This is a genomic window from Demequina sediminis, assembly GCF_039545075.1.
Lineage (GTDB): Bacteria > Actinomycetota > Actinomycetes > Actinomycetales > Demequinaceae > Demequina > Demequina sediminis.
In genome coordinates this window covers 36,071-51,401 of the sequence record NZ_BAABRR010000005.1, presented here as the reverse complement: position 1 = coordinate 51,401, position 15,331 = coordinate 36,071, and the positions used below count along the sequence as shown (strand labels likewise).

Genomic DNA, 15,331 nt, shown 5'->3' with positions numbered 1-15,331 from the left:
CGCGCCGATGGGCGCGGCGCTTTGCTATGTCGCCGGAACGGGACTACCCTCCTTTCACCAGGCAGAGACGAGGACAGTCATGAGCAGCACCGATGTGACCATCGTGGTGGTCGACCCCGCCGAGCTGAAGCCGGCGGACGCGAAGAAGCTTCCCGTGCGCGAGGGCGACGAGGCCTGGAAGATCGCGGACCTCCGGCAGATCGTCGAGCTTCTCAACTCCGACGTCGAGCGGCTCGTGACCGAGCTGGGCGTCACCGAGCACGAGCTCGATGACCTGCTCCACACCTCCGAGGGTGCGGGCGACGACCAGGCCGACGCCGGCTCGACCGCTCTCGAGCGCGAGCAGGAGATGTCGATCGTCAACAACACCCGCGACATGCTCGAGCAGAGTGTCGATGCGCTGCGCCGCATCACCGCCGGCACGTACGGCGAATGCCAGTCATGCGGCCAGGGGATCGGACGCGCGCGCCTCATGGCGTTCCCGCGTGCGAGCCTGTGCGTCGCCTGCAAGCAGCGCGAGGAGCGTCGTTGACCTGGAGGCCGGCGTTCTGGCTCGCCGCCGCGGGCGTCGTCCTCCTCGATCAGGCCACCAAGCAGTGGGCCCTCTCGGCCCTCGAGCCGTACGAGCAGCACCCGCTGCTGGGTGACCTGCTGTCGATCCAGCTGGTGTTCAACTCCGGCGCTGCCTTCAGTCTCGGCAGCGAGTTCACGTGGGTGCTGACCGTGGTCGCGCTGCTCGTCACGGCCGGGATCGTGTTCTATGGCAGGCGCGCGCAGCGGAGCTGGGCGGCCGTGGTCTTCGGCATCGGGCTGGGAGGTGCGGTCGGCAACCTCATCGACCGGCTCTTCCGCGACCCGTCGTTTGGCCAGGGTCACGTGGTCGACATGATCAACTACGGCAATCAGTTCGTCGGGAACGTCGCCGACATCGCGATCGTGGGCGCCGCCGCGGCGCTCGTGATCGCGGGGATCTTCTCGCTCCCCGTGCTCGATGGCGGGCCCGCGGAGGGGGACGATGCCCCGGCGGAGTCGGGCGACGAGGTCACCGCCGCCGAGAACGGCGCGGGTGAGCGTGGCTGACACCCGCTACCTGCCCGTTCCCAACGCCCTCGTGGGGGAGCGCGCAGACGCCGCCCTGGCGCGCCTGTTGGGCATGTCCAGGACCAAGACGGCGGAGTTCCTCGACGCGGGCGCGGTCGTGCTCGACGGGCGCCCGGTGGGCCGCTCGGATCGCCTCAGCGACGGCGTGCTCGCCGTCGACCTTCCCGACGAGCGTCCCGCGGCGCCGGAGCCGCCGATCCCCGGCGGCCTCACGATCGCATACGAGGACGAGGACGTCGTCGTGGTCGACAAGCCGGTCGGCGTCGCGGCTCATCCGTCGCCCGGCTGGACAGGGCCCACCGTGGTGGGCTCTCTCGCCTCCGCCGGCCACCGCCTCGCCGAGGCCGGCCCGCCCGAGCGCCAGGGCATCGTTCACCGCCTCGACGTCGGCACCTCGGGTCTCATGGTGGTGGCGCGAACCATCCCGGCGTACAGCGCGCTCAAGGCCGCCTTCAAGGAGCGCACGGTCGAGAAGATCTACCACGCGGTCGCGCAGGGACACCTCGATCCGACCGCGGGCACGATCGACGCGCCGATCGGCCGCCACCCGAATTCGGACTGGAAGTTCGCGGTGGTCGAGGGCGGCAAGCCGTCCGTCACGCACTACGAGGTGCTCGAGATGTTCCCGTCCGCCTCGCTGCTCGAGGTTCATCTCGAGACGGGACGCACGCACCAGATCCGCGTGCACATGGCGGCCATGCGGCACCCGCTCGCGGGCGACCTCACGTACGGCGCCGACCCGACGCTCGCGAAGCGCCTGGGCCTGTCGCGACAGTGGCTGCACGCGCAGGAGCTCGCGTTTGAGCACCCCACGCGGGGCGGCGAGGTGCGTGTCACGTCGACCTACCCGGCGGACCTCGCGGCCGCTCTCGAAACGCTGCGCGGCCTCTAGCCGAGTGCGGCGAGCGCCTTGCGCACGCGCTGCTCGCTCACGGGGCCGTCGGTGCCGAGCTGCTGGGCGAACAGCGACACCCTGAGCTCCTCGATCATCCAGCGCACCGCCTCGAGGGACGCGGAGACCTCGGGATCCGGGCGGCCGGCGGCGCGCGCGTCCCTGACCGCCTCGTAGGCCTCGACGGCCTGGCCCACCTGCCACGCGAGCTGCGCGTCGCGCGAGGGATCGGCCTGGGCCTTCTCAAGGCGGCGCATCGCTGCCGCGAGGTAGCGCGGCAGGTGTCGCAGGCGGTCGGGCGGGGTGGCGGCGATGAAGCCCTCGCCGACAAGCGCGGCGGACTGCTCGCGCAGGTCCTGGAGGGTCGCGAGCAGCGACATCGAGGTGGCGGCGCGCACCCGCGAGTCGAGGTCGCGAGCTGCCGCGAGAGCCGCCGCGGCGAGGCGAGCGGTCGCGAGCACCTCGTCCTCGAGGCGCGCGCGCACGTCGGCGCGAAGCGATTCGTACGCCGCGCGGTCGCGCACGCTCGCCGCGGCCGGCGTGAGGACCGCGACGGCGGCGAGCTGGAGGTCGTCCACGAGCGCCTCGGTGGTGCGGTAGGGCGACGCACCCAGCGCGAGCGACTCGGCGGGGGACCAGCGCGTCGTGACGCGCTTGACGGGCAGCGCGAGTTCGGTGAGCAGCAGGCGGCGCACGCCCCTGGCGTGGAGCGCCCGCGCGTCCGTGGCCGTCGCGAGCACGCGGAGTGCGGCGCGGGCCACGCCTCCGGCGCGCTCCTCGACCAGTGCGGGGTAGCCGCGGGCCACCACTCCGTGCACGGTCCCCTCGACCTCGGTGGGCAGCACGTCCATGTCGGGCCACGTGGCGAGTGCGTCGACCTCGGCCACCGCGGCACTCGTGGGCCGCGCGGTCGGCGCAGTCGGCGCGGCGAGCGGCGCGCGGGACCCGGCTCGGGCATCGGCGCCCGCTCGCGGACGCGACGCGGCCTCGGCGGCGCGATGCACCGCGGTGCGCACCGCATCCTGAGCCTGTGGCGCGAGGGCGCGCTGCAGCGCCTCGAGCGTGCGCTCCTCTCCGCGCACGCGCTCGCGCCCGCCCTGCACCTCGACGGCGCGGAAGGACATGCGCAGGTGTGCGGGCAGACGCTCGTCGAGCCCGTCCCACGCGTCCGCGGGGATGTCGACGCCGCGCAGGTCACGCACCGCGCGCGCGAAGGCGACGCGGAACGGCTCGGCCATGTCGCCCGCCCGCACCACGTCCGCCCACGCGGGAGTGTGTGCCGAGAGCCACGCGACGATCTCCCTCGCGGCGTCCGGCGCCGGCACGAGCAGCCGCCTGACGGCCTTGGGCAGCGCGCGGATCGTGGCGAGCACGAGCTCGGGCAGCAGGCCGGGGACCAGCCAGTCGAAGCCCTCGGGAACGACGCGCGGCAGGACCCCCAACGGGATGTGGACCGTCACGCCGTCGGCATCGGTGCCGGGCTCGAACTGGTAGGTGAGCGGCAGCTCGAGGTCCAGCTGCGGCCAGGCGTCGGGGAAGGCCGATGCGTCGACGGCCGCGCTCTCGGGTACCAGTTCCTCGAGCGTGAGCGTCAGCAGTTGCGGAGTGTCGCGCCTGGCGTCCTTCCACCAGCGGTCGAAGTGGCGCGCCGACACGATTCCTGAGGGGAGGCGGGCGTCGTAGAACGCGAACAGCGTCTCGTCGTCGGCGATGACGCCGCGCGTGCGCGAACGCGCCTCGATCTCGGCCGCCTCCTCGAGCACGCGCTGGTTGTCGCGCCAGAAGTGGTGGTGCGTGGTCCATTCGCCGCCGACGAGCGCGTGGCGGATGAACAGGTCGCGCGCCTCCTCGGGGTTGACCTTGGCCCACAGCACGGGTCGCTCGGCGACGATCGGCACGCCGTACAGCAGCACCTTCTCGGTCGCCATCGCGGCGCCACGCTTGGTGCTCCAGTGCGGCTCGGAATAGGTGCGCTTGGCAAGGTCGCCCGCGAGCTCCTCTGCCCACGCGGGGTCGATCCGCGCGACGTCGCGCGCCCACAGCCTGCTGGTCTCGACCAGCTCGGCCGCCATCACGAACTCGGGTGGCTTCTTCGACAGCGGCGAACCCGGGTTGATCGCGAAGCGGATCCCGCGCGCGCCGATGAACTCGTTCGAGGCGCGCTTGCGTGCGCGCCGCATCTCCTTGGCGCGCGCCTCGCCCTTGAGGTGCGAGAAGCTCGACGCCTTGAGCTGGAGGACGTCCTGCGCCCCGATCTGCGACAGCAGGCCCGCGAGCACGCTGCGGTGGATCGCGTCCTCGTTCCACAGATGGCGCAGCGCGCCGGAGCCCTCGGGGTCCTCGACGGGGGAGGGTGCGCGATACGGCATCTCGATGCCGAGCCCCTTGGCGGCCTCCCTGATCTGTTGGACCAGGTCCTGCCACTCCCGCACGCGCAGGAAGTTGAGGTGTTCTGCCTTGCACATGCGGCGGAACTGGTTGCCCGAGAGCGCGTGCTGGCGCTCGCGCACGTGCTCCCACAGGTTGAGGTACGCGAGCAGGTCGGAACCGGGATCCGCGAAGCGGCGGTGGAGGAGGTCGGCCTCGTCGCGGCGCTCGGTCGGGCGCTCGCGCGGGTCCTGGATGCTCAGCGCGGCCGCGATGACCGCGACCTCGCGCGCGACACCGCGCCTCGAGCCCTCGACGATCATGCGTGCCTGGCGCGGATCCATGGGAAGTCGCGCGAGCATGCGTCCGGTCTCGGTGAGTACGGTGGTCGAGGGCCCGGCGGAGCCCTCGCGGACCGCGATCGCCCCGAGCTCGGTGAGCAGCTGCACGCCGTCGCGGATCGCGCGCGTGTCGGGCGGCTCGACAAACGGGAACCGCGCCACCTCGTCGGGAGACGAGGCGACTCCAACCGAGATCATCTGCAGCAGCACGCTCGCGAGCGACGTCCTCAGGATCTCGGGCTCGGTGAAGGCCGGCCGCGCCTCGAAGTCGTCCTCGGAGTACAGCCGGATCGCGATGCCGTCCGCGAGTCGTCCCGCGCGGCCCGAGCGCTGGCGCGCGCTGGCCTGAGAGATGGGTTCGATCGGGAGGCGCTGGACCTTGGTCGCCTTCGAGTAGCGCGACACGCGCGCGGTGCCGGGGTCGACCACGTAGTGGATGCCCGGCACGGTGAGCGAGGTCTCCGCGACGTTGGTCGCGAGCACGATCCTGCGCGCGGTGTGCCGCTCGAAGACGCGGTGTTGCTCGGCCGCCGACAGTCGTGAGAACAGCGGCAGGATCTCGACGCGCCGCGGGTGGCGGGGGTCGCGGGCGCGGTCGCCCAGGTGAGCCTCGAGGGCGTCGGCGGCGTCGTGGATCTCGCGTTCCCCCGACAGGAACACGAGGATGTCGCCGTCCCCCTCGGTCATGAGCTCGGTGCACGCGTCGACGATGCCCGTCATGAGGTCGCGCTCGTCGCCCTTGTCCTCGCCCTCGAGCGGGCGGTAGCGGACCTCGACCGGGTAGGTGCGGCCGGTGACCTCGACCACCGGCGCGAGCGGGGCATCGTCCCCCGCGTCCCTGCCACCCGGCCGGAAGTGCGCGGCGAAGCGCTCCGAGTCGATGGTCGCTGACGTGATGATGACCTTGAGGTCGGGGCGTCGCGGCAGCAGGTTGGTGAGGTAGCCCAGCAGAAAGTCGATGTTGAGGCTGCGCTCGTGCGCCTCGTCGATGATGAGCGTGTCGTAGGCCAGCAGCTCGGGGTCGCGCTGAATCTGCGCGAGCAGGATGCCGTCCGTCATGACCTTGACGAGGGTGCTTTCGCTCGAGGTGTCGGTGAAGCGCACCTGAAAGCCGACCGTCTCACCCAGGGGCGTGCCGATCTCCTCCGCGACACGCTCCGCGACCGCGCGCGCGGCAATCCTGCGCGGCTGGGTGTGGCCGATCTGCCCGGCACGACCGCGTCCCAGGTCGAGACAGATCTTGGGGATCTGCGTGGTCTTTCCCGAGCCGGTCTCGCCCGCGACGATGACCACCTGGTGGTCGCGAATCGCGGCGGCGATGTCCTCGCGCCGCGCCGAGACGGGCAGCTCGGGCGGATAGGTGAGTGGGGGCAACTCGACGGCCGCGCGCGCCGCGGCGGCACGCTCGAGCGCGCGGGGATTGACGCGGGGACGATGCCGGGGCTGGGTCCCGCGGCGACCGTTGGCGGCGCGGCGGTTGCCGCCTCCGGCGCCGGCGCCCGCGCCGCCGCCGACACCCCGGCGGGGGCCGCGCGCGGGCAGGGACTCGTCACTCACCCGGACATTCTCCCAAGTCCCACGGGCATCGCCGACCGTGCCGGGGCATCGTCCCCTCGATGTCTGCGGCGGCTCCTAGAATCGTCACCATGCCCGTCCAGGAGTTCGTCCACCTTCACGTCCATACCGAGTACTCGATGCTGGACGGTGCGGCGAAGATCGGCGACCTGTTCAAGGAGGCCGAGCGCCTCGGCCAGCCCGCCATGGCGACCACCGACCACGGCTATCTCTTCGGCGCGTACGAGTTCTGGTCGAAGGCCCAGCAGTCGGGCATCAAGCCGATCATCGGCCTCGAGGCCTACCTCACGCCGGGAACCGCGCGCGGCGACCGCACGCGCGTGCGATGGGGCGAGCGCGGCCAGGAAAACGACGACGTCAGCGCGGGCGGCGCGTACACCCACGCGACCATGTGGGCGCGCGACACGGCGGGCATGCACAACCTGTTCCGGCTCGCGTCGTATGCGTCGCTCGAGGGGCACTTCTACAAGGCGCGCATGGACCGCGACCTGCTGCAGCGCTTCTCGAAGGGCATCATCGCGACCACGGGCTGCCCGTCGGGAGAGGTGCAGACGCGACTGCGGCTGGGGCAGTACGACGAGGCGCTGCGGGCCGCGGCCGAGTTCCAGGACATCTTCGGCAAGGACGCGTACTACGTCGAGCTCATGGATCACGGCCTCGACATCGAGAAGCGCGTGTTCGAGGACCTGCTGCGGATCTCGAAGGCGATCGGTGCGCCCCTGGTCGCGACCAACGACCTCCACTACACCAAGAAGGAGGACGCGACGGCGCATGAGGCGCTGCTGTGCGTGCAGTCGGGCTCGACGCTGAGCGAACCCACGTACGACCAGGGCGGCAAGCGCTTCGCCTTCTCCGGTGACGGCTACTACGTGAAGTCTGCCGAGGAGATGTGGCGGCTGTGGGGCGACTACCCCGAGGCGCTCACCAACACGCTGGCGATCGCCGAGCAGTGCGAGGTCGAGTTCAACACCAAGGCCGACTACATGCCGGTCTTCGCGTGCCCGCCCGGGGAGGACGAGCACTCGTGGTTCGTCAAGGAGGTGCAGGCGGGACTGCACGAGCGCTACGGAGAGCACATCCCGTCGGACGTCCAGGAGCGCGCGAACTTCGAGATCGAGGTCATCGCGGACAAGGGCTATCCCGGGTACTTCCTGGTGGTCGCCGACTTCATCCAGTGGGCGAAGGACAACGGCATCCGCGTGGGGCCGGGGCGTGGTTCCGGCGCCGGATCGATGGCCGCGTACGCGATGAAGATCACGGACATCGACCCCCTCGAGCACCAGCTCTACTTCGAGCGCTTCCTCAACCCCGAGCGCGAGTCCAAGCCCGACTTCGATGTGGACTTCGACGAGCGCAGGCGCGGCGAGGTCATCCAGTACGTGACCGACAAGTACGGCCAGGATCGCGTGTCGATGATCGTCACGTACGGCACGATCAAGGCCAAGCAGGCGCTCAAGGACTCGACGCGCGTGCTCGGCAAGCCCTATTCGCTGGGAGAGCAGCTCACCAAGGCCTATCCCGAGGCGATCATGGGCAAGGACATGCCGCTGATCGGCGTCACGGATCCGGCTCACCCTCGCCATCACGAGGGCCAGGACTTCCGCGCGGTGCTCGAGGCCGACCCCGACGCGCAGCAGGTCTTTGACCTCGCGCAGGGGCTCGAGGGACTCAAGCGCCAGTGGGGCGTTCACGCGGCGGGCGTCATCATGTCGAGCGACCCGCTCATCGACATCATCCCGATCATGCGCCGCGAGCAGGACGGCGCCGTCATCACGCAGTTCGACTACCCCACGTGCGAGACGCTGGGGCTGGTCAAGATGGACTTCCTGGGTCTGCGCAACCTCACGATCCTCGACGACGCGCTCGAGAACATCGTCGACAACGGCAAGGAGCCGCTGGTCCTCGAGGACCTCCCGCTCGCCGACGAGGGCGCGTTCGAGCTGCTGGGGCGTGGCGACACGCTCGGCGTGTTCCAGTTGGACGGCACCGCGATGCGTCAGCTGCTCCGCCAGATGAAGCCCGACACGTTCGAGGACATCTCCGCCGTTCTGGCGCTGTACCGCCCCGGCCCGATGGGCATGAACTCGCACACCAACTACGCGGAGCGCAAGAACGGGCGCCAGCCGATCGAGCCCATCCACCCCGAGCTCGACGAGCCGCTCAAGGAGGTCCTGGGGATCACCTACGGCCTGATCGTGTACCAGGAGCAGGTGCAGCGCATCGCGCAGATCGTCGCCAACTACACGCTGGGTGCGGCCGACCTGTTGCGTCGCGCGATGGGCAAGAAGAAGAAGGAGATCCTCGACAAGGAGTTCGAGCCCTTCGAGGCCGGCATGAAGGCCAACGGGTACTCCGACGCGGCCATCAAGGCGCTGTGGGACACGCTGCTCCCGTTCGCCGACTACGCGTTCAACAAGGCCCACACCGCCGCCTACGGCGTGCTGTCCTTCTGGACCGCGTATCTCAAGGCGCACTATCCGACCGAGTTCATGGCGGCGCTCCTCACCTCGGTCGGCACGGACAAGGACAAGTCCGCGCTCTACCTCGCCGAGTGTCGCCGCATGGGCATCACAGTGCTGCCGCCCGACGTCAACGAGTCCAAGGGCACGTTCTCCGCGGTCGGCACCGATATCCGCTTCGGGCTCACCGCGGTGCGCAACGTGGGCGCGAACGTGGTCGCCGGGATCGTGCAGGCGCGCACCGAGAAGGGTGCCTTCACGTCGTTCGCCGACTTCCTCGACAAGGTGCCCGCCACGGTCTGCAACAAGCGCACCATCGACTCGCTCATCAAGGCGGGTGCCTTCGACTCGATGGGCTACTCGCGCCGCTCGCTCAACGCGGTGCATGAGCAGGCGATCGACTCCGTGATCGGCGTCAAGCGCCAGGAGGCCACCGGACAGTTCGACCTGTTCGCCGACGTCGAGGACCTGGGCGGGGGAGTGACCGTCGAGGTGCCCACGCTCGATGAGTGGGACAAGAAGACCAAGCTCAACCTCGAGCGGGACATGCTCGGCCTCTACGTCTCGGACCACCCGCTGTCGGGACTCGATCACGTGATTCGCTCCGAGGCGACTCACCAGGTGCTGTCCGCCACCCCGGCGCACGGCGTCGCGGAGGGCTCACAGATCGTGCTCGCTGGTCTCGTGACGCGCGTCGATCGGCGCATTGCGAAGTCGGGCAACCCCTACGCGATCGTGACCCTTGAGGACATGACGGGCGAGACGGAGGTGTCGTTCTTCGCCAAGGTCTACGACACCTTCGCGCGCGACCTGGCCGAGGATGCGGTGCTCGCGATCAAGGTGCGCTGCCGCGAACGCGGCGACGGGGGACTCCAGTTCTCCGCGGTCGACGTCAAGATCCCCAACCTCAACGTGCAGGACACGTCGCCCGTGGCGATCACGGTGCCCGCGGCGCGCGTGACGCCGCCGCTGGTCGAGCAGGTCAAGGGGATCCTGCGCTCTCATCCGGGATCCATCGAGGTGCGCATGGTGCTCACGGGCCCCGACAAGCCGCTCGTGATGCGCCTGGGTGACGAGTTCCGCGTGTCGCGCTCGTCGGCGCTGTACGGGGATCTCAAGGCCGCGCTGGGTCCCAGCTGCCTCGCGGGTGCGTAGGGCGGCCCCGCCCCCGCACCCCCCACTCCGCGCCCCCATCGTCACCCCTCCCACCGCGGCGGCGCGCTATGGGACGCTGGTTGTCGCTTTCGCGAACTCTGCGCGCCGCATGGGACGCTGACGGTCGCCGCGGCCTAGGGTGCTCGCATGAACCCCGTCCGCTGGCAGCGCCTCGAGGGCGCCGCATGTGCCGTGCTCGCGCTGATCGGGGCGGCCGCGCTCGGGGCGTGGTGGTGGCCCCTCGCGCTCTTCTTGGCGTTCGACCTGAGCGCACTCGGCTATCTGCGCGATCCGCGCGAGGGCGCGTTCGTCTACAACCTGGTCCACTCGTACTGGGGCCCGGCCGCGCTGGCGGGGTGGGCCATCGCGATCGGGGCGTGGGGCGCGCCCGGCTCGCAGACGCCCGTGCTCGTCGTGGCGGCAGCGTGGCTCTTCCACGTGGGCGTGGACCGCGCGCTTGGCTATGGGCTCAAGCACGACGACGACTTCCAGCACACCCACCTGGGGTGGATCGGACGCGCCTCAGCCCGCGACAAGTGACGAGGCGCCCGCGCGGGGATCCTCCGCGCCGGTCGCGCCGTTGATCTGCGCCCACACCTCGTCGAGCGAGAGCCCCAGCACCTGCGCGATCGCCGCGACGGTGGGGAAGGCGGGGGTCGCGACCCGTCCTGACTCGATCTTGCGCAGCGTCTCGGGCGACACCCGCGCCTCCAGGGCGACCATCAGCATCGGCCGTTCGCCCCGTGCCGTGCGCAACAGCGAGCCCAGCCGCTGCCCGCGCTCGATCTCGTCGGGGGTGAGGGGAAGGCGCACCATGACCCAATACTAATACCGGGATACTATGGCCGGGATAGTTATTGGACTCCGAAGGGGCGACGCATGATCGAGATCCTCACACCTCGCGAGATCGACCGTGCGCGCGCGACCGGCGCGCTCGTCGCGCGCATCCTCGAGACGCTGAGGCGGCGCGTGGAGCCGGGAGTCACGCTGCTCGACATCGACGCGTGGGCCAAGCAGATGATCGAGGCCGCGGGGGCGGAGTCGTGCTACGTCGACTACGCGCCGTCCTTCGGGCGGGGGCCCTTCGGCCACTCCATCTGCACCTCCGTGAACGACGCCGTGCTGCATGGTCGGCCGTCCGCCGTCGTGCTCAGGGGGGGCGACCTCCTCACGCTCGACCTCGCCGTCTCTCTCGACGGGATCGTGGCGGACTCCGCGGTGAGCTTCCTCGTGGGGGGTCGGGGATCCGCGGAGGATGCGGCACTCATCGACGCGACCGAGCGCGCGCTCGCCGCGGGAATCGCCGCGGCCCGGCCAGGCGCGCGGGTGGGCGACATCGCGCACGCGATCGGTGCGGTGCTGGCCGGCTCCGGCTACCCGATCAACACCGAGTTCGGGGGTCACGGGCTCGGGTCGACGATGCACCAGGATCCGCACATCGCCAACACCGGGCGGCCCGGCCGCGGCTATCTCCTGCGTCCCGGCTTGCTGCTCGCGCTGGAGCCGTGGGCGATGCTGGACACCGCCATGCTCGTGACGGACGCGGACGGGTGGACCCTGCGTAGCGCGACCGGATGCCGCACGGCTCACAGCGAGCACACCATTGCCATCACCGAGGAGGGCGCGGAGGTGCTGACGCTGCGCGGACCGGCCGCTGACGGGTGAGTCCCGCCGCGCGCTACATCGCGGACAGGACCGCAGCGGCGATGACCGCGGCGGCCGCGACCGCCGCCAGCAGCACGCGACGTGAGCGCCGCGCGCGCACGGCCGCCGCGGGCGACTGCGCGCGGGCCCGTTCCTCCCACTCGACGCACTCCATGACGCCATGGTCGCACGACCGCGCCGCACTAGAGTGGTCTCCGTGCTGACCAGGATCGATCTGCGTGAGCGGGAGCTCACCGCGCGCGAGCTGCTCGCGGTGGTGCCCCGCGCCGACATCAACGTGGGCGACGCCCTTGCCGTCGTCGAGCCCATCATCGAGGACGTGCGGGTGCGCGGCGAGGCGGCCCTCCGCGAACTCGGGGAGCGCTTCGACGGCGTCGCGCCCGCACATCTGCGCGTCCCTGAGGAGGAGATCGCGCGCGCCCTCGAGGGCCTCGACCCCGCGGTGCGTGACGCGCTCGAGGAGGCGATCGACCGGGTGGGTCGCTTCCACCGCGCGACCGTGCCGCCGCCGGTCGACGTCGAGCTCGCCCCCGGCGCGATCGTGTCCCAGCGCTGGGTGCCCGTGGGCCGCGTGGGCCTGTACGTGCCGGGCGGCCTCGCCGTCTACCCGAGCTCGGTCGTCATGAACGTGGTCACCGCGCAGGCGGCCGGGGTTCCCTCGATCGCGGTGACGAGCCCCCCGCAGCGCGCATTCGGCGGGCTGCCACACCCCACGATCCTCGCCGCGTGCGCACTCCTGGGCGTGACCGAGGTCTACGCGGTGGGTGGCGCCCAGGCGGTCGCGATGCTCGCGCACGGGGTCGACGATCTGTGCGATCCGGTGGACGTCATCACCGGGCCAGGCAACGTGTACGTGGCCGCGGCCAAGCGTGCGGTCAACGGGCTCGTGGGCATCGACTCCGAGGCGGGTCCCACCGAGATCGCGGTCATCGCCGACTCCACGGCAACCCCGCGCTTTGTCGCGGCCGACCTGCTGAGCCAGGCCGAGCACGACCCCATGGCCGGCTCCGTCCTCATCACGGACTCCGTCGACCTCGCCGATGCCGTCGAGCGCGAGCTCGGTGCTCTGGTCGACGCGACGACGCACCTGGCGCGGACCAAGGAGGCGCTCACGGGTCGCCAGAGCGCGATCATCCTGACGTCGGGCATCGATCAGTCGGTCGCCGTCGCCGACGCCTATGGCGCCGAGCACCTCGAGATTCACACCGCTGACGCTCGCGACGTGGCCGCGCGCATCCGCAACGCGGGCGCGGTGTTTGTAGGCGAGCACTCGCCGGTGCCGCTGGGTGACTACCTCGCGGGATCGAACCACGTGCTCCCGACCGGTGGCACGGCGCGCTTCGCGTCCGGGCTCGGCGTGACCGCCTTCCTCAAGGCGGTTTCCTACATCGACTACAGCGCCGATGCCCTGGCTCAGGTGGGCGAGAAGGTCGTGGCCCTCGCAAACGCCGAGGATCTCCCCGCGCACGGCGAGGCGATCAGGGCGCGGCTCGAGCGCTGAGTCGCGGCCGCACGGCGGTAGCGGCGACGGCGACGGCCGCGGCGGTCTCGGCCTAGCGCACCGCGAGCACGAAGGGGTGGACTGCGCCTGCCCCGGCGCGCCTCACGAGCCGCGCCGCGACCGTGAGTGTCCAGCCCGAGTCCGTGGCGTCGTCGACGATCAGCACCGCGCGTCCCGCGAGCCCGTGGGCGGCCGCGGGCGAGAGCTCGAGCGCCAGCCGGCGCGCGACCCCCGCGAGGCGAATCGCGGAGTTGACGTCGTGACGGTCCGGCTCCTCCCTGCCCGGCACGGGGCCGACCGTGCCCACGAGCGGCACGCCCAACCACCCCGCGAGGCCGCCGGCGAGGTGCTCGACCAGCCGCGGCCGCGTGGTCGAGCGCACCGCGATCACGCCGTCCACGCGCGGGCGGCGCTCGCCGTCGTCGTCGCCCCACAGCTCATCCCAGTCGGTGAGGGCGCGCACCGCGGCGGTGCGCAGCGGCGCCGGCGTCTCGCCGTCCCACGGTGATCCGTCCTCGTCCACCGCGGCGAAGAGCTCGCGCAGCGGCCCCGACCAGCCCAGCCCGTCGAGTCGAGCGACGGCCCTGCCGGTCTCCGCCATCTCTCCCGCGGGAATCCGTCCGCGCAGGTCGAGGCCCAGAGCGTCGAGCCCCGACGGCCACTGGGGCCTGGGCATGATCTCGACGCCCACGCGGTCGAGGTCGGAGCGTGCGGACTCGATCGCGGCGGCGTCGGGCGCGTCGGGGAGCGACACGCCTCCGCACGTGTCGCATCGTCCGCAGCGCCAGCCCTCGGCGAGGTCGGGATCATCGAGCGCCCGGCGCAGGAAGGCCATACGGCAATCCGTGGTGCGCTCGTACGCGATCATCGCCTCCTGTTCCGCGACGCGCGTCGCGGCGACCCTGCGATAGCGCTCGGCGTCGTACTCCCACGCGGCGCCCGTCGCGACCCACCCGCGTTCGACGCGGCGCACCGCGCCGTCGACGTCGAGCACCTTGAGCATCGACTCGAGCCGGCCGCGCTTGAGGTCGACCGCGGTCTCGAGCGATGCGACCGAGGTCGGGGTGTCGACGCTCAGCGCGTCGAGCGCGGCGCGCACCCGGGTCTCGTCGGGAAAGGACTGCGCGCCGAACCACTCCCAGATCGCGCGGTCCTCCGGGCCCGGCAAGAGCGCGACCAGCGCGCGGTCGACGCCTCGTCCCGCGCGACCCACCTGCTGGTAGTACGCGATGGGGGACGCGGGCGCCCCCAGATGCACCACGAAACCCAGGTCCGGCTTGTCGAAGCCCATGCCGAGCGCCGAGGTCGCGATGAGCGCCTTGACGCGGTTGTCCTTGAGGTCCTCCTCGAGGCGCTCGCGCTCGGCGGGGTCGGTGCGGCCGGTGTACGCCCCGACCTCGAGCCCCGCGGCACGCAGCTGCTGCGCGACCTCCTCCGCCGCCGACACCGTGAGGCAGTACACGATGCCGGAGCCCTCGATGTCGCGCAGCGCACGCGCGAGCCACGCGACCCGCGTCGCGGGATCGGGCAACGGGACCACCGCCAGGTGGAGCGACTCCCGGTCCAGCGCGCCGCGCAGGACCAGCACCTCTCCCGGCGCTCCGCTCGTCACCCCGAGCTGCTCCGCGACGTCCGCGGTGACGCGCTCGTTCGCGGTGGCGGTGGTCGCGAGCACGGGAATGCCGGGCGGGAGATCGGCGAGCAGCGTCCTGATGCGCCGATAGTCGGGACGGAAGTCGTGTCCCCAGTCCGAGATGCAGTGAGCCTCGTCGATCACCACGAGTCCCGCATCGGCCGCGAGGCGGGGCAGGACCTCGTCGCGGAAGCGCGGGTTGTTGAGGCGCTCGGGCGAGCACAGCAGCACGTCGACCTCTCCCGCCGCGATCCCGGCGTGGACCGCCTCCCATTCGGTGACGTTCGCGGAGTTGACCGTGGCCGCGCGGATCCCGGCCCGCGAGGCGGCGCCGATCTGATCGCGCATGAGCGCGAGCAGCGGCGACACGATCACGGTGGGACCGGCCCCGCGCGCCCGGAGGAGAGCGGTCGCGACGAAGTACACCGCGGACTTCCCCCAGCCGGTGCGCTGCACCACGAGCGCGCGGGCCCGCCGCTCGACGAGAGCGGAGATCGCGGTCCATTGGTCGTCGCGCAGCCGGGCGTCGCCCCGGCCCACGAGCGCGCGCAGGGCCTCCTCCGCCTCGTGGCGGAGTGAGGTGGGGGACGATGCCGGGGTGGAGTCCATCCGGCGATGGTAGGTGGGCGGTCCGACACCGCC

11 protein-coding genes are annotated in these 15,331 nt (G+C 71.6%); 7 read left to right on the top strand and 4 right to left on the bottom strand.

What is annotated here, in order from left to right; translation table 11 throughout:
- Positions 1–79: 79 nt before the first annotated feature.
- Genes ABEA62_RS05785 through ABEA62_RS05775 form a run of 3 tightly spaced genes read left to right on the top strand, consistent with a single transcriptional unit; the run spans position 80 to position 1,993 of the window.
- Positions 80–532 (top strand): TraR/DksA family transcriptional regulator, encoded by a 453-nt coding sequence (locus ABEA62_RS05785; RefSeq protein WP_286216314.1) that lies wholly within the window; start codon positions 80–82, stop codon positions 530–532.
- Positions 529–1,080 carry a signal peptidase II gene (gene lspA / locus ABEA62_RS05780; RefSeq protein ID WP_286216313.1) on the top strand — a complete coding sequence of 184 codons (552 nt, stop codon included), beginning with the start codon at positions 529–531 and terminating at the stop codon, positions 1,078–1,080. The genes ABEA62_RS05785 and lspA overlap by 4 nt, the downstream gene beginning before the upstream one ends.
- Positions 1,073–1,993, top strand: a complete 921-nt coding sequence (locus ABEA62_RS05775; protein ID WP_345379056.1) for an RluA family pseudouridine synthase — start codon at positions 1,073–1,075, stop codon at positions 1,991–1,993. Before lspA ends, ABEA62_RS05775 begins: the two co-directional genes overlap by 8 nt.
- On the opposite strand, the gene hrpA is transcribed toward ABEA62_RS05775, so the two are convergent.
- Positions 1,990–6,258: an ATP-dependent RNA helicase HrpA gene (hrpA, locus tag ABEA62_RS05770; protein ID WP_425557981.1), complete on the bottom strand. Its 4,269-nt coding sequence runs from the start codon at positions 6,256–6,258 to the stop codon at positions 1,990–1,992. The genes ABEA62_RS05775 and hrpA overlap by 4 nt on opposite strands.
- 89 nt (positions 6,259–6,347) lie before the next feature.
- Between hrpA and dnaE the strand changes: the two genes are divergently transcribed.
- Both dnaE and ABEA62_RS05760 read left to right on the top strand, forming a co-directional pair.
- The gene (dnaE, locus tag ABEA62_RS05765) at positions 6,348–9,890 is read left to right on the top strand and encodes a DNA polymerase III subunit alpha (protein WP_286216312.1); all 3,543 of its coding nucleotides are present in this window, start codon (positions 6,348–6,350) and stop codon (positions 9,888–9,890) included.
- 147 nt (positions 9,891–10,037) lie between these two features.
- Complete coding sequence (locus ABEA62_RS05760; RefSeq protein WP_286216310.1) at positions 10,038–10,430, top strand: DUF4260 domain-containing protein; 393 nt, start codon at positions 10,038–10,040, stop codon at positions 10,428–10,430.
- On the opposite strand, the gene ABEA62_RS05755 is transcribed toward ABEA62_RS05760, so the two are convergent.
- Entirely contained in the window at positions 10,413–10,706 is a 294-nt protein-coding gene (locus ABEA62_RS05755) for a helix-turn-helix domain-containing protein (protein ID WP_286216307.1), read from the bottom strand. The genes ABEA62_RS05760 and ABEA62_RS05755 overlap by 18 nt on opposite strands.
- Before the next feature lie 63 nt (positions 10,707–10,769).
- Between ABEA62_RS05755 and map the strand changes: the two genes are divergently transcribed.
- The gene (gene map, locus ABEA62_RS05750; RefSeq protein ID WP_345379053.1) at positions 10,770–11,555 is read left to right on the top strand and encodes a type I methionyl aminopeptidase; all 786 of its coding nucleotides are present in this window, start codon (positions 10,770–10,772) and stop codon (positions 11,553–11,555) included.
- A 13-nt stretch (positions 11,556–11,568) separates the two neighbouring features.
- Here map and ABEA62_RS05745 read toward each other — a convergent pair whose 3' ends face one another.
- A complete protein-coding gene (locus ABEA62_RS05745; RefSeq protein ID WP_286216305.1) occupies positions 11,569–11,709 on the bottom strand; it encodes a hypothetical protein in 141 nt (46 codons plus the stop codon).
- A gap of 42 nt (positions 11,710–11,751) precedes the next feature.
- On the opposite strand from ABEA62_RS05745, the gene hisD reads away from it, so the two are divergent.
- Positions 11,752–13,056, top strand: a complete 1,305-nt coding sequence (gene hisD, locus ABEA62_RS05740) for a histidinol dehydrogenase (RefSeq protein ID WP_345379052.1) — start codon at positions 11,752–11,754, stop codon at positions 13,054–13,056.
- A 52-nt stretch (positions 13,057–13,108) separates the two neighbouring features.
- Here the strand turns inward: hisD and ABEA62_RS05735 are convergent, their stop codons facing one another.
- Positions 13,109–15,298 carry a RecQ family ATP-dependent DNA helicase gene (locus ABEA62_RS05735; protein ID WP_345379051.1) on the bottom strand — a complete coding sequence of 730 codons (2,190 nt, stop codon included), beginning with the start codon at positions 15,296–15,298 and terminating at the stop codon, positions 13,109–13,111.
- Positions 15,299–15,331: the final 33 nt, after the last annotated feature.